The following is a 21,813-nucleotide window of genomic DNA, read 5'->3' as shown; positions in this document are numbered from 1 at the left end:
GCGTAGGGTTCTGGTCAACCGCGGAGACCGCGGCAACAGGGGACAGTTCGAGAGGGGATCAGCGCGTGACCGTCAACATGACCAAGGGTCAGGCCATCAGTCTGCAGAAGAGCGACGGCGGCAGCCTGACGTCGGTGCGGATGGGTCTCGGCTGGCAGGCGGCTCCCCGGCGCGGCCTGTTCGGCTCGCGCACCCGGGAGATCGACCTGGACGCCTCCGCGGTCCTCTTCGCGGACAAGCAGCCGGTCGACGTCGTCTTCTTCCGCCACCTGGTGAGCGACGACGGCTCGGTGCGCCACACCGGGGACAACCTCGTCGGCGGTGTCGGCCAGGGCGGCGACGACGAGGCGATCCTCGTCGACCTGCAGCGCGTTCCGGTCCACATCGACCAGATCGTCTTCACGGTGAACTCCTTCACCGGCCAGACCTTCCAGGAAGTGCAGAACGCCTTCTGCCGCCTGGTCGACGAGACCAACGGCCAGGAACTCGCCCGCTACACGCTGGCCGGCGGCGGGGCCTACACGGCCCAGATCATGGCCAAGGTGAACCGCGTGGGCCAGGGCTGGGCGATGACCGCCATCGGCACCCCGGCCAACGGCCGCACCTTCCAGGACCTGATGCCGGCGATCCTGCCGGTCCTCTAGGGAGCCCGACACGAACCGGCCGGTCCCCCTTGCGGGACCGGCCAGACCCGCATGACGTTTCGCGGGTGACAGACGAATGACACAGGGGGAAGGCGATGACGGCCGAGCTGACGCGGGGACAGAACCACCCGCTTTCCCGGGCTCGTCTCGAGATCCGGGTCTCGGCCGGTACGCCGGTCGTGGCCGGGGCCACGCTCGGCGACGAGAACGGCACGATCCACGGCGTCGAACGGGTGGTCCACCCCGGCGCTCCCACCCTGCCGGGCCTGGAGGTCTCGCGGCAGGCCGCCGCCGACCACCGCCTCGCGGTGGACCTGGACGCCGTGCCGGACGCCGTGCACCGCGTCAGCGTGCTGCTCGCCCTGCCCGCCGGCGGGACGGGCCCGGCCAGCTTCGGGGCCGTCGCCGCCCCGTTCGTCGCCGTCACGGACCTCGACGGCGACGAGGTCGCCAGCTACACCATCACCGGCCTGGAGGCCGAGTCCGCCGTCGTCGCCCTGGAGCTCTACCGGCGCCAGGGCGCCTGGAAGGTGCGCGCCGTGGGCCAGGGCTACGCGGGCGGCCTCGGCGAGCTTCTCGCCGACCAGCAGCTGGCCCAGGCCCACCAGCTCGCGGCGAGCATCCACGAGGCGGTGGCGAGCGGGCTGGCCCGTTCGATACCGGCCCCGCCGGCCGCCGCCCCCGCGCACCGTCCGGACCAGGGCACCGCGCCCGGGACCGGCTCCGGTGGTCCCGTGCCGCCGGCGTCGCCGTACGACGCCCAGGGGGCATCCGCGCCCGGCCCGCAGACGCCGGGGGCGCCTGGACGGCCCGGGGCACAGCAGCCGTACCAGAGCGGGCCGGGGGAGCCCGCCACCACCGGCCGGCCCTCCGCGTCCGCCGCGGGCGGCCCGATCGACTACAGCCACCCGCGCCGGCAGAACGCGGCGCCGCCCCCGCCCCCACCTGCCGCGTCCCCGGCCGAACCCGGTCAGCCGGCCCGGCCCGTCGCCGGTGACGCCACCGGCTGGTCCATGGAGGAGCGGCTCTACAACCAGGTGTGGGGCATGTTCGAGGACCTGGCCCGCACCACGGCCGCCTACCGCAGCGCCGTCGACTTCGCCGACTCCCGCATGGAGAAGGAGCTCGACCAGGTCCTGTCCGACCCCCGCAGCCGGATCGGCGGGCAGGGCGACGCGGCCCGGGAAACGGCGCGCGCCCGGCACGGCCGGCTGGTGGCCCAGGCCCGGGAGGTCCTGGACCGGGACGTCGCCCAGCTCGTCGCCGAGGCCGAGGTCGTCGAGCCCGCGCTGCCGACGGCCTTCGCCCGCTGGGACAACCCCGTCTGGCACGCCTATCGCGTCCCCATGGAGATCCCGATGGCCCTGCGGCTGGGCGATCTCCATCTGCCGGAGGCCGACCGCATCCGCATCCCGATGCTGATCCGGCTGCCGCTCGAGCGCGGCCTGTGGATCGACAGCGGGCGCTCCGCCTCGCTCGACGGTTCGTTCGCCGACTCGCACGAGATGCGGCGCCTGGGCCTGGAGACGGCCGTCTCCCACGCCGCCCGGCTGCTCGCCGTCTACCCGGCGGGCGAGTTCACCGTGCACGTCATCGACCCGGCCGGGTCCGGGGCGCAGGCACTGTCGCCGCTGGCGCAGAGCGGGGTGCTCGCCGCGCCGCCCGCCCAGGGCGCCGCCGGGGCGGCGGACGTACTGGCCCGTCTCACCCAGCGCGTCGACCTGGTCCAGATGGCGTTGCGCGGAGGTGCGCCCGACGCGCTCCCGCCCGGCCTCGACACCTCGCAGCAGTTGCTGATCGTCAACGACTTCCCGCACGGCTTCGACGACCGGGCCGTCAACCAGCTGCGCTACCTCGCCGACGAGGGGCCGGCCGTCGGCGTCCACCTGATGATGGTCGCCGACCGCGAGGAGTCCGCCGGGTTCGGACCGCTGCTCGATCCGCTGTGGCGCTCACTGCTGCGGCTGACCCCAGTGGCCGACGACCACCTCGCCGACCCGTGGGTCGGGCACGCCTGGACGTACGAGCCCTCGCTCGTGCCGCCCGGCAGCCAGGTGCTCCAGCAGGTGCTCGCCCAGGTCGCCGCCGCCCGCGGTTCATGGGATCGCTGACCGGCTCCGAGCTGGCCTTTTGAGCTTTATTTGCAAATCTCTTTACCTTCCCTTGGGGATTGGGGTACTGTCGTCCGTACGGAGGGGAGTACTCCCTGTCTGTGCGGCGTACCCGTCAATACGGATCAGGCCAGATCCCGGGGCGTCGGCCCGTGGTACCGGGCGCATCACGCGTCCCGGACACCTGGGTGGAAGAGACCTCCGGCAGCGACGACGCTGACATCTGCCGTGTGACGTACTGCCGGAGGCGTAGTGGAAGTTTCGGTGACCCTGTGGGTCCTGACCATCGTGGGCCTTGCCGCCCTCATCGCGGTCGATTTCTTCATCGGCCGCAAACCGCACGACGTATCGATCAAGGAAGCCGGTATCTGGACCGGCGTCTGGATCGCCCTGGCGGGCCTCTTCGGGCTCGGCCTGCTCCTCTTCGGCGGCGGTGAGCCCGCCGGCGAGTTCTTCGCCGGCTTCATCACCGAGAAGTCGCTGAGCGTGGACAACCTCTTCGTCTTCGTTCTGATCATGGCGAAGTTCGCGGTGCCCTCCCAGTACCAGCAGAGGGTTCTGCTCATCGGTGTGCTCATAGCCCTGGTCCTGAGGGCCGTCTTCATCGCCGCGGGTGCCGCGATCCTCGCCAGCTTCGCCTGGGTCTTCTACATCTTCGGTGCCTTCCTCATCTACACCGCCTGGAAGCTCATCCAGGAGGCCCGGGCCGACGAGGAGGACGAGGAGTTCGAGGAGAACAAGCTCCTCAAGGCCGCCGAGCGTCGCTTCGGTGTCGCCGACCGGTACCACGGCACCAAGCTGTGGATCGAGGAGAACGGCAAGCGGATCATGACCCCGATGCTGGTCGTGATGCTCGCGATCGGCACCACCGACGTGCTCTTCGCGCTCGACTCGATCCCGGCGATCTTCGGTCTGACGCAGGACCCGTACATCGTGTTCACGGCCAACGCGTTCGCGCTGATGGGTCTGCGCCAGCTGTACTTCCTCATCGGTGGTCTGCTGAGGAAGCTGGTCCACCTGTCCTACGGCCTGTCCGTGATCCTGGGCTTCATCGGCGTCAAGCTGGTGCTGCACGCCCTGCACGAGTCCGGCGTCCACGTCCCCGAGATCAGCATTCCGGTCTCGCTCGGTGTGATCTGCTCCGTCCTGATCGTCACCACGATCACCAGCCTGCGCGCCTCGAAGAAGCAGGCCGCGGCGGAAGCGGCGGCCGCCGGGGGCGACGACGCCCGGAAGGACAGCGTCGAGGCCTGACCCACTCGGGCCCGGGAGCGGCGAGCGGCGCGGAGCCGTTCGCCGCTCCTCCCGTGCCCGGCGGCCCCGGTGCGCCGGGTTCGCTCGGTGGGCGAAGGGCCCCAAGACCCGGAGTGCGGCGCCCGTCGCCCTCTGCGACGATCACCGCATGGTCACCGGTCCCAGGGCGTTCCTCGCACGGTGGACGACCGTCACGCCCGTGATCGCGGTCGTGCTGCTGGCCCTCACCTGGGGCCGCTCGCTGCCCGGCGCGGTCGTCGCGCTGCTCACGATCGTCCTGGCGGCCTCCGTCCTGGCCGCCGTGCACCACGCCGAGGTGGTCGCCCACCGGGTCGGCGAGCCCTTCGGTTCCCTGGTCCTCGCCATCGCCGTCACGGTCATCGAGGTCGCGCTCATCGTGACCCTGATGGCGGACGGCGGCGACAAGAGCGCGACCCTGGCCCGGGACACGGTCTTCGCGGCTGTCATGATCACCTGCAACGGCGTCGTCGGGCTCAGTCTCCTGGTCGCCTCCCTGCGACACGGGACCGCGGTGTTCAACCCGGAGGGCACCGGCGCCGCCCTCGCGACGGTGGCGACCCTGGCCACCCTCAGCCTGGTGCTGCCGACCTTCACCACCAGCGCGCCCGGCCCGGAGTTCTCCACCGTGCAGCTGACCTTCGCGGCACTGTCCTCGCTCGTCCTCTACGGCCTGTTCATCGCGACCCTGACCGTGCGGCACCGCGACTACTTCCTGCCCATCACCCGGCAGGGCGAAGTGATCACCTTCGAGGAGCACGCCGACGCACCGTCCTCCCGCACGGCCCTGATCAGCCTGGGGATGCTGGGCCTGGCACTGATCGGGGTCGTAGGCCTCGCGAAAGGCGTGTCGCCGACCATCGAGGACGGGGTGGCGGCCGCCGGACTCCACCACGCCGTCGTCGGCGTCATCATCGCGCTGCTGGTCCTGCTCCCCGAGACCATCGCCGCGGTGCGTTCCGCGCGCCGCGACCGGGTCCAGACCAGCCTGAACCTGGCGCTCGGCTCCGCCATGGCCAGCATCGGACTGACCATCCCCGCGGTGGCCCTGGCCTCCGTGTGGCTCACCGGGCCGCTGGTCCTCGGCCTCAGCTCCATCCACATGGTGCTGCTCGCCCTGACCGTGGTGGTGGCCTCCCTGACGGTCGTGCCGGGCCGGGCCACGCCCTTGCAGGGAGGCGTCCACCTCGTGCTGTTCGCGGCGTACCTTGAGCTGGCCGTCAACCCGTAGGCCGAACGGGGCACCGCCGCACCGTGATAGACCGGGGACCGAGCAGCGGTCGCGGATGGACCGCCGCACCCTCACGGACCGGAGGAACCGTGCCCCGCAGCCTGGCCAACGCCCCGATCATGATCCTCAACGGCCCCAACCTGAACCTGCTCGGCCAGCGTCAGCCGGAGATCTACGGCTCCGACACCCTCGCGGACGTCGAGGCACTGTGCGTGAAGGCGGCGGCCGCGCACGGCGGCACGGTGGACTTCCGGCAGTCCAACCACGAGGGCGAACTGGTCGACTGGATCCACGAGGCCCGGCTGAACCACTGCGGGATCGTGATCAACCCCGCCGCGTACTCTCACACGTCCGTCGCCATCCTGGATGCGCTCAACACCTGCGACGGGCTGCCCGTGGTGGAGGTCCACATCTCCAACATCCACCAGCGCGAGCCGTTCCGGCACCACTCCTACGTCTCGCAGCGCGCCGACGGCGTCGTCGCGGGGTGTGGGGTGCAGGGGTACGTCTTCGGTGTGGAGCGGATCGCGGCCCTGGCCGGGACGGGCTCGGCCAGGGCCTGAGGTGCCGGGGCCGCCGGCCGAGGGCGGGGATCGGGAGGCCGGCGGCCCGTGCCGCCCAGGAGCCGTCGTTCCTGTGCGGGGCTGCCACCAGTCGACCGCGCCGCGCCGGTGCGCGGGCAGCGGGTGCGGCCCGCGGGTGTGTGCGAACGCTTCACACGGGGCGCGTATGTCGGGCGGGAGGCGCGGGCGCGCACCTGACGCGCCCGCCCGTCATCAGCCCCGCGCCCGCCCGTCACCAGCCCCGCGCCCGGCCGTCACCAGCCCCGCGCCCGCCACTCCGGCAGGTGCGGCCGCTCCGCGCCGAGCGTCGTGTCGTTGCCGTGCCCGGGGTAGACCCAGGCCTCGTCCGGGAGCGGGTCGAAGACCTTGGTCTCCACGTCGTGAAGGAGGTCGGCGAAGGCCTCCGGATCCTTGAACGTGTTCCCCACGCCCCCCGGGAACAGGCAGTCCCCGCTGAACACGTGGGGATGCCCGTGCGGGTCGTCGTAGACCAGGACGATGGAGCCCGGTGTGTGGCCGACGACGTGGCGTGCGGTGAGTTCCACCTGCCCCACCCGGATCGTGTCGCCGTCGTCGACCAGGACGTCGGTCGGCACCGGGATGCCCTCGGCGTCGTGCCGGCCCGCGTGGGTGCGGGCGCCGGTGGCCGCGACGACCTCGGAGAGCGCCTGCCAGTGGTCGCCGTGGCGGTGGGTGGTGACGACCGACGCGATGCCGTCGTCACCGATCGTGCCGAGCAGGGTGTGCGCGTCGTTGGCGGCGTCGATCAGCAGTTGCTCGTCGGTGGCCCGGCACCGCAGCAGATAGGCGTTGTTGTTCATCGGGCCGACCGCGACCTTGGTGATCATCAGGTCCTTGAGCTCGTGCACGTCGGCGGGCCCGCCGACCGTCACCTCTCCGCTGTACGTCATGACCGCCAGCCTAGCGCCGGGAGGCGGCCCGCAGGCTGCCTCCCGCCTGCCCACCGGGACCTACAGCGGAGGCAGTGCCGGCAGCGGGCCGCCCGCCACCGTGAGCGCGGAGCCCGCACGGCGCCCGGCGAGCCAGCCGAGCAGATCGGCCGGAGGACCGGTGACGGTCACCTCGGGAACGTCCGCCTCCCGTCCCGTGGTCCACGCGCGCGTGCCGTCGGTGAGCCGGGTCGGCGGCACCTCGGGGTGACCGGCGAACCGGGCGGCGAGGAAGTCGGTCTCCCGCTCGGTGAACTCCGCCGGAAGGTCCTCCAGCTCGTAGCCGACGCCCAGGTCCACGTGGTGCAGCTCCACCTCGACCCACCTGCGGAAGGGCACCCTGGAGGCGGAGTCCGTGACCCCGTTGCGCAGCTCCACCGTGCGCGACCAGTCCGCGGGGGCGGCAGCGACGTCCTGGAACCGGGCGGCGCTCTCGCGCACGTCCGCGAGCTGTGCGTCGAGCGGGCGCGGGGCGTCCCGCTCGATGTCGGCGTCCCGGGCCTCCCCGGAGACGTACATGGGGCGTCCTTCGAGGACGTTCACGAGGGCGTCGGCGTTGCGGGCGAGGTGGGCGAGGACGTGACCGCGACTCCAGCCGGGAAGCCGTGACGACTCCGTCACGGACGCGTTGTCCAGTTTCCCGACCGCGGTGAGCAGCCGCTCGGTCGCGTCACGTACAGACGCCAGGTCATGAGCGTGATCAATCATGCTGCTGACCCTAGACCGAGCCACACCTTCGGGTGAAGGTTGTGGACGACCCCCGCAATTCGAATGCACGTGCTATAAGGTCGACTGCGGCGTCGGGCATGCTGGGAAGTCGGGGTTTGTTGACAACCGGTGAATCCGACCGGCGTTGTCAGTGGCTCCCCCTAGTCTGAGAAAGACGGGGGCCCCGCCCCTGTCACTTCTCTCAAGAAAGGTGCGGACCGGCGTGGCCGACCGTCTCATCGTCCGTGGCGCGCGCGAGCACAACCTGAAGAACGTCTCGCTCGACCTGCCTCGTGACTCGCTCATCGTCTTCACGGGCCTGTCCGGGTCGGGCAAGTCCTCCCTGGCCTTCGACACCATCTTCGCCGAGGGCCAGCGGCGCTACGTGGAGTCCCTCTCCTCCTACGCCCGGCAGTTCCTCGGCCAGATGGACAAGCCGGACGTCGACTTCATCGAGGGCCTCTCCCCGGCGGTCTCCATCGACCAGAAGTCGACCTCGCGCAACCCGCGCTCCACGGTCGGCACCATCACCGAGGTCTACGACTACCTGCGCCTGCTCTTCGCCCGCATCGGCAAGCCGCACTGCCCCGAGTGCGGCCGGCCGATCTCGCGCCAGTCGCCGCAGGCCATCGTGGACAGGGTCCTGGAGCTGCCGGAGGGCAGCCGCTTCCAGGTGCTGTCGCCGCTGGTGCGCGAGCGCAAGGGCGAGTTCGTCGACCTCTTCGCCGACCTCCAGACCAAGGGCTACTCCCGCGCGCGGGTGGACGGCGAGACCGTCCAGCTGTCCAACCCGCCCACCCTGAAGAAGCAGGAGAAGCACACCATCGAGGTGGTCGTCGACCGCCTCACCGTGAAGGACTCCGCCAAGCGGCGCCTGACCGACTCCGTGGAGACCGCGCTCGGCCTGTCCGGCGGCATGGTCGTGCTCGACTTCGTCGACCTCCCCGAGGACGACCCCGAGCGCGAGCGCATGTACTCGGAGCACCTGTACTGCCCCTACGACGACCTGTCCTTCGAGGAGCTGGAGCCCCGCTCCTTCTCCTTCAACTCGCCCTTCGGCGCCTGCCCCGACTGCTCCGGCATCGGCACGCGCATGGAGGTCGACCCGGAGCTGATCGTCCCCGACGAGGACAAGTCCCTCGACGAGGGCGCCATCCACCCCTGGTCGCACGGGCACACCAAGGACTACTTCGGCCGCCTCATCGGCGCCCTCGCGGACGCGCTCGGCTTCCGTACGGACATCCCCTTCGCGGGCCTGCCGGTGCGCGCCCGCAAGGCCCTGCTGTACGGCCACAAGACCCAGGTCGAGGTCCGCTACCGCAACCGGTACGGCCGCGAGCGCCGGTACACCACGGCCTTCGAGGGTGCGATCCCCTTCGTCAAGCGCCGGCACAGCGAGGCGGAGAGCGACGCCAGCCGCGAGCGCTTCGAGGGCTACATGCGCGAGGTGCCCTGCCCCACCTGTGAGGGCACGCGGCTGAAGCCCCTCGTCCTCGCGGTCACCGTCATGGGCAAGTCGATCGCCGAGGTCTCGGCGATGTCCATCAGCGACTGCGCGGACTTCCTCGGCGAGCTGACCCTGAACGCCCGGGACAAGAAGATCGCCGAGCGCGTGCTGAAGGAGGTCAACGAGCGGCTGCGGTTCCTGGTCGACGTCGGCCTGGACTACCTCTCGCTGAACCGCGCGGCGGGCACCCTCTCCGGCGGCGAGGCCCAGCGCATCCGGCTGGCCACCCAGATCGGATCCGGACTCGTCGGCGTGCTGTACGTCCTCGACGAGCCGTCCATCGGCCTGCACCAGCGCGACAACCACCGGCTGATCGAGACCCTCGTCCGGCTCCGGGACATGGGCAACACCCTGATCGTCGTCGAGCACGACGAGGACACCATCAAGGTCGCCGACTGGATCGTCGACATCGGCCCCGGAGCGGGCGAGCACGGCGGCAAGGTGGTGCACAGCGGCTCCGTCAAGGAGCTGCTCGACAACGCCGAGTCGCAGACCGGCCTGTATCTGTCCGGGCGCAAGGCCATCCCGCTGCCCGACATCAGGCGCCCGCACGACCCCTCCCGGCGGCTGACCGTGCACGGCGCCCGGGAGAACAACCTCCAGGACATCGACGTGTCCTTCCCGCTGGGCGTCTTCACGGCCGTCACCGGCGTCTCGGGATCCGGCAAGTCGACGCTGGTCAACGACATCCTGTACACCCACCTGGCCCGCGAGCTGAACGGCGCGCGCAACGTGCCGGGCAGGCACACGCGCGTGGACGGCGACGACCTCGTCGACAAGGTCGTCCACGTCGACCAGTCGCCCATCGGCCGCACCCCGCGGTCGAACCCGGCGACGTACACCGGCGTTTTCGACCACATCCGCAAGCTGTTCGCCGAGACGACGGAGGCGAAGGTCCGGGGCTACCTGCCGGGCCGGTTCTCCTTCAACGTCAAGGGCGGCCGCTGCGAGAACTGCGCGGGCGACGGCACGATCAAGATCGAGATGAACTTCCTCCCGGACGTCTACGTCCCGTGCGAGGTCTGCCACGGCGCCCGGTACAACCGGGAGACCCTGGAGGTCCACTACAAGGGCAAGTCCATCGCCGACGTGCTGAACATGCCGATCGAGGAGGCGACCGACTTCTTCGAGGCGGTCCCCGCCATCTCCCGGCACATGAAGACCCTGAAGGACGTCGGTCTCGGTTACGTCCGGCTCGGCCAGTCCGCGACCACCCTGTCCGGCGGCGAGGCCCAGCGCGTCAAGCTGGCCAGCGAGCTGCAGCGCCGCTCCACCGGGCGCACGGTCTACGTCCTGGACGAGCCGACCACCGGTCTGCACTTCGAGGACATCAGCAAGCTGCTGACCGTCCTCGGCGGCCTGGTCGACAAGGGCAACACGGTCATCGTCATCGAGCACAACCTCGATGTGATCAAGACCGCCGACTGGGTCGTCGACATGGGCCCGGAGGGCGGCGCCGGTGGTGGCCTGGTGGTCGCCGAGGGCACGCCCGAACAGGTCGCGGGTGTCCCCGCCAGCCACACCGGCAAGTTCCTGCGGGACGTCCTGGGCGCCGACCGGGTCAGCGACGCCGCCCTGGTGACCAGGCCGCGCAAGGCGGCGAAGACGGTCGCGGCCAAGGCCACCGCCAAGAAGACCGCCACGAAGACGGTCACGGGCACGGCGGCCAAGAAGGCGACCGCCACCAGGACGGCCAAGACGGCCAAGACGGCGGCCAAGAAGACCGCCAAGCCCGCCGCGAAGAAGACCACGCGGACGAGCAAGGCCTGAAGCGGACGATCAGGGCCTGAATCCGACGGCGCCGGGCCCCACGGGATCCCCCGTGGGGCCCGGCGCCGTCCGCGCGGCCGGACAGTCAGGCACCGGACGGCTCCACGAACTGCATGTCGAGCTGGATCTTCACGACCTCTCCCAGCAGCCCCGGCGCGAAGTCCAGGCCGTACTCGCTGCGCCGGATCTCACCCGTCGCCTCGAACCCGGCGTGCCGGCCGGCGCCCTCCATCGGGACGTCCACCAGTCCGCCGAACTCCACGGCGAGTGTCACCGGACGGGTGACGTCGCCGATCGTCAGCTCGCCGTCCATGGTCCAGTCCTCGCCCGCGCCCGAGACCCGGGTCGAGCGGAAGGCCATGGTCGGCCGCTTCTCCACGTCGAGCAGGTCGGAGGCGCGTACGTGCGCGTCCCGGTCGGTGTTCCCGGTGTCGATGGAGGCCAGGTCGACCGTCGCGGACACCCGGATCTCCTCGGCGGTCCGACCGACGTGCAACTCGGTGTCGAACCTCGTGAAACGGCCCCGGACCTTGGCGATGCCGAGGTGGCGAATGGTGAAGTTCACGGAGGAGTGGAACGGGTCGAGCGCCCACGCACCGGGCGCGATGGGCAGAGCGGCGGAGGGGGTACGGATGTCGTTCGTCATGCCCTCCACCGTGCAGGCCGGGCGCTCGCGGTGGGAGACCGGCCCGAGCGTGGTAGTGGCAGGGCCACCCTTTCGTCCGCGCGCGTTGGTACGTTCGAAGACGTGAGCGACAACGAGTTGGGCACGTTCCTGCGCCGGATGCGGGAGTCCGTCACTCCGGCCGAGGTGGGGCTCCCCGTCGGCACCCGCCGCCGTACCCCGGGTCTGCGCCGCGCCGAACTGGCCACGCTCGCCGGCGTCAGCGTGGAGTACCTCACCCGGCTGGAACAGGGGCGTGACCGCAATCCGTCCGTCCAGGTGCTCGGCGCTCTCGCCGACGCGCTGAAGCTGTCCCTCCGCGAGCGGATGCTGCTGCGCCGGCTGACCAAGGAGGCCGAGGGCGGCGACCCGCTGCTCTGCGCCGCGGCGCCGTCGCGGAGCAGGGGAGTGCGCCCCACGGTGCGGGCCGTGCTGGACCGGATGGAGCCCGCTCCCGCCGTGGTGCTCGACTGGGTCGGTGACGTCGTCGCCCACACCGGTGGGTACGCCCGGCTGGTCGGCCCGATCGGGCTGCTGGACGGCGAGCGGCCCAACCTGCTGCGGTACCTCTTCACCGATGCGCGGGCGCGCGTCGCCTACCCCGACTGGGACCGGGTGGCCGACGACCTGGTCGCCCAGCTGCGGCAGGAGGCACCGCTGCGGGACCCGTACGTGAGTGACCTCGCCGAAGAGCTGACGCTTACGGCGGGGGCGGCCTTCACCGACCGGTTCTCCGACCTCGGCGCGGCGGCCCGGCGGGCGGGCACCCAGCTCATGGAGCACCCCGAGACAGGAACGTTGCGGCTGCTGCACGAGACCCTGTCGCTGCCCGAGGAAGGCCGGCGGATCGTCGTGCTCCTGCCCGCGGACGAGGCCACGGCCACCGCTCTGGACCGGCTCAACGGCCGCCGCCCCGGCGCCCTGCGGGCCGTCCGCCGGGCGGTCTGACAGCGTCCTACCCGAGCCCGAGCCCGAGCCCGAGCCCGAGCCGGAGCCGGAGTGCGTGTCCGGCAGTGGCCGGTTTCCGTCAGGCGGCGACCTCGTGGGCGTACGGCGGTTCCGCGCCCGCACGGGAACAGGTGACCGCCGCCGCGCGGGCGGCGAAGCCCAGCAGTCCGGCCCAGCCGCCCGGACCCAGAGCGGCCAGCTCCGCGTCGCCGAGTGCGTCCCGCGCCGCGAGGCCGTGCAGGAGTGCCGCGTTCACCGTGTCGCCCGCCCCGATCGTGTCCACCACCTCGACGCGCTCACCCGGCACCGTGTACTCGCCCCCGTCACGGGTGAAGGCCGTCAGACCGGCACCGCCCCGGGTGACCACGACCGCGGCCGGTCCCGCCGCGAGCCACTCCCGGGGCGTGCCGCCGAGCCACTCGGCGTCCTCGGCGGACAGCTTCAGCAGCGACACCGAGGGCAGCCAGCTCTTGAACCGGGCCCGGTAGGCGTCCGGGTCCGGGATCAGCCCGGGCCGGATGTTCGGGTCCAGCGCGGTGAACACGCCCCGCGCGGCCGTGTCGCGCAGCAGTTCCTCGTACGCGCTCGCGCCCGGCTCCAGCACCAGCGAGCAGGTCCCGAAGGAGACGGCCCGGGTGCCGGACGGCAGCGCCGCGGGCAGCGCGAACAGCCGGTCGGCCGTCCCGTCCACGTAGAAGGAGTACGCGGCCGAGCCGTCCGCGTCGAGCGACGCCACGGCGAGGGTCGTCGGCTCGGCCCCGCGCTGTACCGGCGAGACGTCCACGCCGGTCTCGCGCAGCCGTTCGAGCAGCGCCTCGCCGAAGCCGTCGTACGACACCCGCGAGCAGAACGCGGCGGGGGAGCCGAGACGGGCCAGCGCGACGGCCGTGTTGTACGGACCGCCGCCGAGCGCGGGCCGCAGCGCGGCGAGGGCGCCCGTGCCCTGCGGTACCAGGTCGATCAGTGCCTCACCGGCGACGACGATCACGGGAGGGTCCTTTCGTGGGCCTTGGCGTGGGCTTCCCCGGACGGCCCGGAGACGCCGGACTTCCCGGAGAGCGGTCCGGGCTGCTCGGCGCAGCCGCAGGAGCCGCGGTGGACGAAGGTGCAGGGCAGTCGCAGGGTCCGCGCGGGCCGGTCCGGCGCGGCGAGGCGCTCGAGGAGCAACCGGACGGCCTGCGCCCCGATGTCCCTGCTGGGCTGGGCGACGGCGGTGAGCCGGGGAGCGAAGAGGTCTGCCCAGGCGAAGTCGTCGAAGCAGCACAGGGCGAGGTCGCCGGGTACCGACAGGCCCCGGCCCCGCAGGGCGCGCAGGGCGCCGATGGTCATCGCGTTGTTGGCGGTGACCAGCGCGGTGGGCGGCACCGCCAGGGACAGCAGGCCCGCCGTGGCCCGTTCGCCGGCGGCCGCCTCGGAGTCGCCGTGGACCAGCAGCCGCTCGTCGAAGGGCAGCCCGGCGGCGGCGAGGCCGTGCCGGTACCCGGTGATCCGCTCGCGGGTCGTGCTGAGGCCCGGCAGACCCGCGACCAGGCCGATCCGGCGGTGGCCCAGCCCGGCGAGATGGCCCACCAGTCCGGTCGTCGGCTCGGCGCCCTCGGCGCCGACCTGGTCGAAGCGCGGGGCGTCCTCGCCCTCCGGCACGTCCACGATCCGGTCGAGGAACACGGCCGGCACCCGGTGGCGGGTGAGGTAGGCGACGAGCGCCCGGGGGTCGGCGGAGGGCGCGACGATCATGCCGTCCACGCGTCGCTCGTGCAGCAGCTGGACGACCTTGCGTTCGTGTCCGGGGTCGTCGTGCGGATCGGCGATGAGCAGGCTGTAACCGTGTTCCAGCGCACTGGCCTCGACGCCCTGGAGGATCTCCGTGAAGTACGGGTTGCTGATGGCCGACACCGCGAGCCCGATGGAGCGGGTGCGGGACGTCACCAGGGAGCGGGCGAGGGTGTTCGGGGTGTAGCCCAGTTCCTCGACGGCGTCCAGCACCGCCCGGCGGGTGTGCGGCAGCACCGGACGGGTGCCGTTGAGCACGTGCGAAACGGTCGCCACGGAGACCCCGGCGCTCCGCGCGACGTCGGCCATGGTCGGCACCGGCATACCCCCTTTGCGTGCGGTCGCGCCGTGGCCGGACCGTACCCCATGGCCCCGGGTGGCGTAAACGCTTGCGCAAGCGTTTACGCGGTCTCCGGCGGGACCACGCCGCAGCCCCCTCCCGCCCGGGCCACCCGGCTCCCGGAAGTGTCCGGGCCGCCGGATATCGTCGCCCTGCACCCGCACGCCCCCGGCCCTGCCCAGCCCGACCAGTGGAGATCCCATGCCCGGCCGTCCCGCCCCGAGCCGCCGTACCGTCCTGCGTTCGGCGGCCGCCGCGCCCGTCGCCGGGCTCGGCCTGGCCGCCTGCTCCCCGGGCGACGACGGTGCCGCGCCGGCCAGGCCGACCGCGCCCGTGGACCTCGGCGCGGACGGGGAGGTCGCCAAGGGCGCGACGAAGCTCTTCCCGGACGGAAACGTGGTGGTCAGCCGGGCCGCGGACGGCTCGCTGAAGGCGTTCAGCACGGTGTGCACGCACGCGGGGTGCCCCATCAAGCAGCTGGAGGGGACCAGGCTCGTCTGCAACTGCCACGGCAGCGAGTTCGACGCCCGTACCGGCGAGGTGCTGCACGCCCCGGCGACCGTGCCGCTCGTCGAACTGCCGGTCGAGGTCAAGCAGGGCCGGATCGTCGCGAGCCCCGGGACCTGAGTGGGACGGGCCGCGTCCTACTCCCAGTCCCAGCCGATGCCCAGCATCCCCGACCTGACCCGCGGCTCCACGAGGTGCACCGAACGGTGCTGCCCGCTGAGCACCAGCTCCTGCCGGCCGCCGCGCGGTGCCGCCGGAGAGTGCTGCGTGAAGCGGTGGCAGCGCACCGGAAGCGCCGCGGCGTCGAACCGCACCTGGAGCGCGTACTGCCCGCCCGCCGTACCGAACCCGCGGACGTACTCGCGCGACACACCGGCCGTGGCGTCCTCGACGCCGTAGCGGAAGAGATGGGTGTCACCGGCCCCCAGCCGCGTGTCGAAGAGCAGCTCGGTCACCAGCACACCGGTCTCCTGGTGGGAGCGGACCCGGCCCGTGCGGCAGTTCTCCAGTGCGTGGACGCTCATCCGCGCGGGAACGCATCCCGGATCGCCGTAGTGGACCGCGACGAAGCGGTCCACGCCGTCGCGGTGGGCACGGACGATGAGGTGCGACTCGCGGCCCGCCAGCTCACGGCGGGGGCCGATCCGGATCCGTTCGTGGTGCCCCAGGGTGTGCACCCCGCCGTCCGGTGACGGGTACCCCAGTTCGGTCAGCAGCTGGTCCAGGACACCCGACGCCGCCAGGTGGGCGCGGTAGGAGCGGCCCGCGGGCCCTCGCTCCGCGGGCTCGGCGTCGGCCTCGGCGAGCAGGCGAATCAGCGACTCCTCGGGCAACTGGAGTATCTCCTCCAGGGCCCGCACCGCCCGCAGGGACTCGGGACGCTGCGGACGGCGGGCACCCTGCTGCCAGTAGCTCAGACTCGTGACGCCCACCTTCACCCCGTGGCGCGACAGATGATGCTGCACGCGCTGCAGCGGCAGTCCGCGCGCGGCGATCGCCGCGCGCAGGGCGACGTGGAAGGGGCCACCGCGCAGGGCCGAGTCGAGTTGCGCGGTGGCGACGTCCGCGTGCTGTGTGGCGTGCGGCATGCAGGGGCCCTTCTGTGAAGTTCACGGCGGCTGGTCAGGCCGTCGACACGGATCGCCCGGGGCCGCCCGCCCCCCGGTCGCGGCGCAGAGGTCTTCACATCCGTACGCCGCGCTTCAGGGCCCCGAGTCCCCCCGCATTGAAGCGTGTTGACCTAGTCCCGACAACACCTGGCGCCCGACCGTCACACGCTCCTGGCCGAGAACGCACGGGCCCGCCGTCCCGGGGGCCACCCGGCGTGACCGACCGGCCCCGCACCGTCTTCGCCGGCCTGTCCCGCCGGCTGTCCACAGGGGCCCGGCCCGTCGTCCACAGCCCCGCCGGAGTGTCGGTCCGCGCCAGTAGGGTGTGAGTCATGGCCGACCCCTCCAGCTACCGCCCCAGGCCGGGAGAGATCCCGGACTCCCCGGGGGTGTACAGGTTCCGTGACGAGCACCGCCGGGTGATCTACGTCGGAAAGGCGAAGAGCCTGCGCCAGCGCCTGGCGAACTACTTCCAGGACCTGGCGCACCTGCACCCGCGCACCCGCACCATGGTCACGACGGCCGCCTCCGTGGAATGGACGGTGGTGTCCACGGAGGTCGAGGCGCTGCAGCTGGAGTACTCCTGGATCAAGGAGTACGACCCCCGGTTCAACGTCAAGTACCGCGACGACAAGAGCTACCCGTACCTCGCGGTGACGATGAACGAGGAGTTTCCCCGCGTCCAGGTGATGCGCGGCCAGAAGAAGAAGGGCGTGCGCTACTTCGGGCCGTACGGGCACGCCTGGGCGATCCGCGACACGGTCGACCTCCTGCTGCGCGTCTTCCCGGTGCGCACCTGCTCGGCCGGTGTCTTCAAGAACGCCGCGCGTACCGGCCGCCCCTGTCTGCTGGGCTACATCGGCAAGTGCTCGGCGCCCTGCGTCGGCCGCATCACCCCCGACGACCACTGGGACCTGGCCGACGAGTTCTGCGACTTCATGGCCGGCCGCACCGGCACCTACCTGCGCCGCCTGGAGCGGCAGATGGCCGAGGCGGCCGAGGAGATGGAGTACGAGCGGGCGGCGCGCCTGCGGGACGACATCGGAGCCCTCAAGAAGGCGATGGAGAAGAGCGCGGTCGTCCTCGCCGACGCCACCGACGCCGACCTGATCGCGGTCGCGGAGGACGAGCTGGAGGCGGCCGTCCAGATCTTCCACGTGCGCGGCGGACGCGTGCGCGGTCAGCGCGGCTGGGTCACCGACAAGGTCGAGGAGATCACCACCGGTGCCCTGGTCGAGCACGCCCTCCAGCAGCTGTACGGCGAGGAGAGCGGCGACGCCGTCCCCAAGGAGGTACTGGTCCCCGCCCTGCCCGACCCGGTCGAGCCCGTCCAGCAGTGGCTGACCGAGCGCCGCGGGTCGGGAGTGTCGCTGCGCATCCCGCAGCGCGGCGACAAGAAGGCGCTGATGGAGACCGTCCAGCGCAACGCCCAGCAGGCGCTCGTCCTGCACAAGACCAAGCGCGCCTCCGACCTGACGACGCGCTCACGCGCGCTGGAGGAGATCGCCGAGGCCCTCGACCTGGACAGCGCCCCGCTCAGGATCGAGTGCTACGACATCTCGCACCTCCAGGGCGACGACGTCGTGGCCTCCATGGTCGTCTTCGAGGACGGGCTGGCCCGCAAGAGCGAATACCGCCGGTTCCAGATCAAGGGCTTCCGCGGACAGGACGACGTCCGTTCCATGCACGAGGTGATCACCCGCCGCTTCCGCCGCTATCTCGCCGAGAAGGAGAAGACGGGCGAATGGGCGGACGGCGAGGGACCGACCGACGGCGACCGGTATCCGAACGGCGACGCCGCCCCGGACGACGGCGCGGCACTCACGGACGGGCAGGAGCTGACGGCCGGCCCCGCGCTCAAGGACGACGACGGCCGGCCCAAGCGCTTCGCCTACCCGCCGCAGCTCGTCGTCGTCGACGGCGGGCAGCCGCAGGTCGCGGCCGCCCAGCGGGCGCTGGACGAGCTGGGCATCGACGACATCGCCGTGTGCGGACTCGCCAAGCGCCTGGAGGAGGTCTGGCTGCCCCGCGAGGACGACCCGGTGGTCCTGCCCCGCACCAGCGAGGGCCTCTACCTGCTGCAGCGGGTCCGCGACGAGGCCCACCGCTTCGCGATCACCTACCAGCGGGCCAAGCGCGCCAAACGCTTCCGCGCGGGCCCGCTGGACGACGTTCCCGGCCTGGGGGAGACCCGCAAGCAGGCGCTGATCAAGCACTTCGGTTCGGTGAAGAAGCTGCGGTCGGCGACGATCGACCAGATCTGCGAGGTGCCCGGCATAGGCCGCAAGACGGCCGAGACGGTCGCCGTGGCCCTCGCCCGGGCCACCCCGGCCGCACCCGCCGTGAACACGGCGACCGGAGAGATCATGGATGACGAGGACGGGGCACCCGAGACGACGGCGGATGCCCCGGGGGAGCCCGTGTCCGCGGGCACCCCGGACGAACGACGGGGGCAGGAGAGATGACCGAGCACGAGGCACAGCCCGCGGCGGAGCGAGAACAGGCGCAGCCCGCGGCCGGACGAGATCAGGCACAGCCGGCGACGGGACGAGAACAGCCCCGGCACACGGCGGAGCGGGAACAGACGCACGACGACGGAGCACAGGTGAGTACGGGCAAGGAAACAGCCGGGGCGCACGAGGCGGCCATCCCCGAGCTGGTGATCATCTCCGGCATGTCCGGGGCCGGCCGCTCGACGGCCGCCAAGTGTCTGGAGGATCTGGGCTGGTTCGTCGTCGACAACCTCCCTCCCGCGCTGATCCCCACCATGGTGGAGCTCGGCGCCCGCTCCCAGGGCAACGTGGCCCGCATCGCGGTGGTCGTCGACGTCCGCGGCCGGCGCTTCTTCGACAACCTGCGCGAATCCCTCGCGGACCTCGACGCCCGCGGCGTCACCCGCCGGATCGTCTTCCTGGAGTCCTCCGACGACGCCCTGGTGCGCCGCTTCGAGTCGGTGCGCCGCCCGCACCCCCTCCAGGGCGACGGCCGCATCGTCGACGGCATCGCCGCCGAGCGAGAGCTGCTGCGTGAGCTGCGCGGCGACGCCGACCTGGTGATCGACACCTCCAGCCTCAACGTGCACGAACTGCGCGCCAAGATGGACGCCCAGTTCGCCGGGGAGGAGGAGCCCGAGCTGCGGGCCACGGTGATGTCCTTCGGCTTCAAGTACGGACTCCCGGTCGACGCCGACCTCGTCGTCGACATGCGCTTCCTGCCCAACCCGCACTGGGTCCCGGAGCTGCGCCCCTTCACCGGCCTCAACGAGGAGGTGTCGAGCTATGTCCTCAACCAGCCCGGGGCCAAGGAGTTCCTCGACCGCTATGCCGAGCTGCTCCAGCTGATCGCCGCGGGCTACCGTCGGGAGGGCAAGCGCTATGTGACCGTCGCCGTCGGCTGCACCGGCGGCAAGCACCGGTCCGTGGCCATGTCGGAGAAGCTCGCCGCTCGGCTCGCCGCCGAGGGCGTGGAGACGGTGGTCGTCCACCGGGACATGGGACGGGAATGACAGGGGAATGACAGGACGTACTCCGCGGCTGAGCAGGCTGCGCCGGGTGGTGCCCGAGGGACGCGGCGGCAGGCCTGCCGACGCCCGCGCCGCCCGGCCCGAACAGGCGCGCGGCGGCAAGCCGCGCCGCCGGGGCGCCCAGCCCAAGGTCGTCGCCCTCGGCGGCGGCATGGGCCTGTCCGCCTCGCTCGCCGCGCTGCGCCGGATCACCGGCGACCTCACCGCCGTCGTGACCGTGGCCGACGACGGCGGTTCCAGCGGGCGCCTGCGCGACGAGCTGGGCGTCCTGCCGCCCGGCGACCTGCGCAAGGCGCTGGCCGCGCTGTGCGGCGACGACGACTGGGGCCAGACCTGGGCCCGCGTCATCCAGCACCGCTTCCAGTCCCAGGGCGACCTGCACGAACACGCGGTCGGCAATCTGCTGATCGTCGCCCTGTGGGAGCAGCTCGGCGACCACGTCCAGGCGCTGGACCTGGTCGGAAAGCTGCTCGGCGCGCACGGCCGGGTACTGCCCATGTCCGCCGTCCCGCTGGAGCTCCAGGCCCTGGTCAGGGGCCACGACCCGGAGCGACCCGACGAGGTGGACACCGTGCGGGGGCAGGCGACCGTGGCGCTCACGCCCGGTGAGGTGCAGTCCGTGCACCTGGTGCCCAGCGACCCGCCGGCCGTCCCCGAGGCGGTCGACGCCGTCCTGGACGCCGACTGGGTGGTGCTGGGCCCCGGCTCCTGGTTCTCCTCGGTCATCCCGCACCTGCTCGTGCCGGACCTGCTGGACGCGCTGGTCGAGACGAAGGCGCGCCGGGTGCTCTCGCTGAACCTCGCCCCCCAGCCCGGAGAAACTGAGGGCTTCTCCCCGCAGCGTCATTTGGAGGTTTTGGGACGACACGCCCCTAAACTCGCCCTGGACGTGGTGCTGGCCGACGAGGCCGCCGTGCCCGACCGTGACTCGCTCACCGACGCCGCGAAACGGTTCGGTGCCGCGGTCGAGCTGGCTCCGGTCGCCCGGACCGACGGGACCCCGAGGCACGACCCGGAGCTGCTGGCCGCCGCGTACGACCGTATTTTTCGGATGCATGGAAGGATCGGCCCATGGCGATGACGGCAGCGGTGAAGAGCGAGATCTCCCAGCTCCCCGTCACCCGGACCTGCTGCAGAAAGGCGGAGGTCTCCGCCGTCCTGCGGTTCGCCGGCGGCCTCCACCTGGTGAGCGGACGCATCGTGATCGAGGCGGAGCTGGACACCGGGAACGCGGCGCGTCGGCTCAAGCGGGACATCCTGGAGATCTTCGGGCACAGCTCGGAGCTGATCGTGATGGCGCCGGGCGGGCTGCGCCGCGGTTCGCGCTTCGTGGTCCGGGTGGTCGCGGGCGGTGACCAGCTGGCCCGGCAGACCGGCCTGGTGGACGGCCGGGGCCGCCCGATCCGGGGCCTGCCGCCGCAGGTGGTCTCGGGGGCCACCTGCGACGCCGAGGCCGCCTGGCGCGGGGCCTTCCTGGCACACGGCTCGCTCACCGAGCCCGGCCGCTCCTCCTCCCTGGAGGTGACCTGCCCGGGCCCCGAGGCGGCGCTCGCCCTGGTCGGCGCCGCCCGTCGGCTGTCCATCCCCGCCAAGGCCCGCGAGGTGCGCGGCGTGGACCGGGTCGTGGTCCGCGACGGCGACGCGATCGGCGCGCTGCTCACCCGGCTCGGCGCCCACGACTCGGTGCTGGCCTGGGAGGAGCGCAGGCTGCGGCGCGAGGTCCGCGCCACCGCCAACCGGCTCGCCAACTTCGACGACGCCAACCTGCGCCGCTCCGCCCGCGCGGCCGTCGCCGCCGGTGCCCGGGTGCAGCGCGCCCTGGAGATCCTCGCCGACGACGTGCCCGAGCACCTCGCCGCGGCGGGCCGGCTGCGCATGGAGCACAAGCAGGCCTCCCTGGAGGAGCTGGGCGCCCTCGCCGACCCGCCGCTGACCAAGGACGCCGTCGCCGGACGCATCCGCCGCCTGCTGGCCATGGCCGACAAGCGGGCCTCGGACCTCGGCATCGCCGGAACGGACGCCAACCTCGGCGAGGAGGAGATGGCCGACAACCTCGTCGGCTGACCGGACCGACCGCCCCGTGACTCCGAGCCCTACGGATCCGGGCCCGACGGATCCGAGGCGTCCGGGTCCGAGCCGCACAGATCCCGGCCGTACGGATTCCGGGCCGTACGGAAGAGGACAACGAGCCAGTGC

At 72.3% G+C, this 21,813-nt stretch carries 18 protein-coding genes; 12 read left to right on the top strand and 6 right to left on the bottom strand.

The features are described from left to right. Positions 1-65: 65 nt before the first annotated feature. The 5 genes from C4J65_RS06680 (at position 66) to aroQ (ending at position 5,821) form a co-directional block, all read left to right on the top strand. Complete coding sequence (locus C4J65_RS06680) at positions 66-644, top strand: TerD family protein (RefSeq protein WP_115741560.1); 579 nt, start codon at positions 66-68, stop codon at positions 642-644. A 95-nt stretch (positions 645-739) separates the two neighbouring features. Beyond that, on the top strand, positions 740-2,755 hold the full coding sequence (locus C4J65_RS06675; protein WP_115741559.1) for a TerD family protein: 2,016 nt from the start codon (positions 740-742) through the stop codon (positions 2,753-2,755). Positions 2,756-3,007: 252 nt separating this feature from the next. Then, positions 3,008-4,009, top strand: a complete 1,002-nt coding sequence (locus C4J65_RS06670) for a TerC family protein (RefSeq protein WP_115741558.1) — start codon at positions 3,008-3,010, stop codon at positions 4,007-4,009. Between the two features lie 148 nt (positions 4,010-4,157). Further along, the gene (locus C4J65_RS06665; RefSeq protein ID WP_115741557.1) at positions 4,158-5,258 is read left to right on the top strand and encodes an ionic transporter y4hA; all 1,101 of its coding nucleotides are present in this window, start codon (positions 4,158-4,160) and stop codon (positions 5,256-5,258) included. Positions 5,259-5,347: 89 nt separating this feature from the next. Further along, positions 5,348-5,821: a type II 3-dehydroquinate dehydratase gene (gene aroQ, locus C4J65_RS06660; protein ID WP_115741556.1), complete on the top strand. Its 474-nt coding sequence runs from the start codon at positions 5,348-5,350 to the stop codon at positions 5,819-5,821. A 254-nt stretch (positions 5,822-6,075) separates the two neighbouring features. Here aroQ and C4J65_RS06655 read toward each other — a convergent pair whose 3' ends face one another. Then, the gene (locus tag C4J65_RS06655) at positions 6,076-6,732 is read right to left on the bottom strand and encodes an MBL fold metallo-hydrolase (RefSeq protein ID WP_115741555.1); all 657 of its coding nucleotides are present in this window, start codon (positions 6,730-6,732) and stop codon (positions 6,076-6,078) included. A 60-nt stretch (positions 6,733-6,792) separates the two neighbouring features. Next, positions 6,793-7,479 carry a maleylpyruvate isomerase family mycothiol-dependent enzyme gene (locus C4J65_RS06650; RefSeq protein WP_115741554.1) on the bottom strand — a complete coding sequence of 229 codons (687 nt, stop codon included), beginning with the start codon at positions 7,477-7,479 and terminating at the stop codon, positions 6,793-6,795. A gap of 223 nt (positions 7,480-7,702) precedes the next feature. Here C4J65_RS06650 and uvrA point away from each other — a divergent pair, with 223 nt between their 5' ends. Further along, a complete protein-coding gene (gene uvrA / locus C4J65_RS06645; RefSeq protein ID WP_115741553.1) occupies positions 7,703-10,756 on the top strand; it encodes an excinuclease ABC subunit UvrA in 3,054 nt (1,017 codons plus the stop codon). Between the two features lie 85 nt (positions 10,757-10,841). Here the strand turns inward: uvrA and C4J65_RS06640 are convergent, their stop codons facing one another. Then, positions 10,842-11,402 (bottom strand): YceI family protein, encoded by a 561-nt coding sequence (locus C4J65_RS06640; RefSeq protein ID WP_115741552.1) that lies wholly within the window; start codon positions 11,400-11,402, stop codon positions 10,842-10,844. Positions 11,403-11,504: 102 nt separating this feature from the next. On the opposite strand from C4J65_RS06640, the gene C4J65_RS06635 reads away from it, so the two are divergent. After that, a complete protein-coding gene (locus tag C4J65_RS06635; protein WP_115741551.1) occupies positions 11,505-12,368 on the top strand; it encodes a helix-turn-helix domain-containing protein in 864 nt (287 codons plus the stop codon). 79 nt (positions 12,369-12,447) lie between these two features. Here C4J65_RS06635 and C4J65_RS06630 read toward each other — a convergent pair whose 3' ends face one another. Next, complete coding sequence (locus tag C4J65_RS06630; protein WP_115741550.1) at positions 12,448-13,356, bottom strand: carbohydrate kinase; 909 nt, start codon at positions 13,354-13,356, stop codon at positions 12,448-12,450. Next, positions 13,353-14,456, bottom strand: a complete 1,104-nt coding sequence (locus tag C4J65_RS06625; RefSeq protein WP_115746324.1) for a LacI family DNA-binding transcriptional regulator — start codon at positions 14,454-14,456, stop codon at positions 13,353-13,355. The genes C4J65_RS06630 and C4J65_RS06625 overlap by 4 nt, the downstream gene beginning before the upstream one ends. Positions 14,457-14,679: 223 nt before the next feature. On the opposite strand from C4J65_RS06625, the gene C4J65_RS06620 reads away from it, so the two are divergent. Further along, positions 14,680-15,105: a Rieske (2Fe-2S) protein gene (locus C4J65_RS06620; RefSeq protein ID WP_115741549.1), complete on the top strand. Its 426-nt coding sequence runs from the start codon at positions 14,680-14,682 to the stop codon at positions 15,103-15,105. A 17-nt stretch (positions 15,106-15,122) separates the two neighbouring features. Here C4J65_RS06620 and C4J65_RS06615 read toward each other — a convergent pair whose 3' ends face one another. Continuing rightward, positions 15,123-16,073: a hypothetical protein gene (locus C4J65_RS06615; protein WP_115741548.1), complete on the bottom strand. Its 951-nt coding sequence runs from the start codon at positions 16,071-16,073 to the stop codon at positions 15,123-15,125. A gap of 353 nt (positions 16,074-16,426) precedes the next feature. On the opposite strand from C4J65_RS06615, the gene uvrC reads away from it, so the two are divergent. The 4 genes from uvrC to whiA are packed head-to-tail and all read left to right on the top strand — an operon-like array spanning position 16,427 to position 21,681. Continuing rightward, positions 16,427-18,559 carry an excinuclease ABC subunit UvrC gene (gene uvrC / locus C4J65_RS06610; RefSeq protein WP_115741547.1) on the top strand — a complete coding sequence of 711 codons (2,133 nt, stop codon included), beginning with the start codon at positions 16,427-16,429 and terminating at the stop codon, positions 18,557-18,559. Beyond that, positions 18,556-19,599, top strand: a complete 1,044-nt coding sequence (rapZ, locus tag C4J65_RS06605; protein WP_115741546.1) for an RNase adapter RapZ — start codon at positions 18,556-18,558, stop codon at positions 19,597-19,599. Before uvrC ends, rapZ begins: the two co-directional genes overlap by 4 nt. A gap of 7 nt (positions 19,600-19,606) precedes the next feature. Further along, positions 19,607-20,698, top strand: a complete 1,092-nt coding sequence (gene yvcK / locus C4J65_RS06600; RefSeq protein WP_115741545.1) for a uridine diphosphate-N-acetylglucosamine-binding protein YvcK — start codon at positions 19,607-19,609, stop codon at positions 20,696-20,698. Next, on the top strand, positions 20,689-21,681 hold the full coding sequence (gene whiA, locus C4J65_RS06595) for a DNA-binding protein WhiA (protein ID WP_059300230.1): 993 nt from the start codon (positions 20,689-20,691) through the stop codon (positions 21,679-21,681). The genes yvcK and whiA overlap by 10 nt, the downstream gene beginning before the upstream one ends. Positions 21,682-21,813 lie beyond the last annotated feature (132 nt).

Source organism: Streptomyces sp. CB09001 (assembly GCF_003369795.1).
Classification (GTDB): domain Bacteria; phylum Actinomycetota; class Actinomycetes; order Streptomycetales; family Streptomycetaceae; genus Streptomyces.
This window is presented reverse-complemented; position numbering and strand designations above follow the sequence as displayed.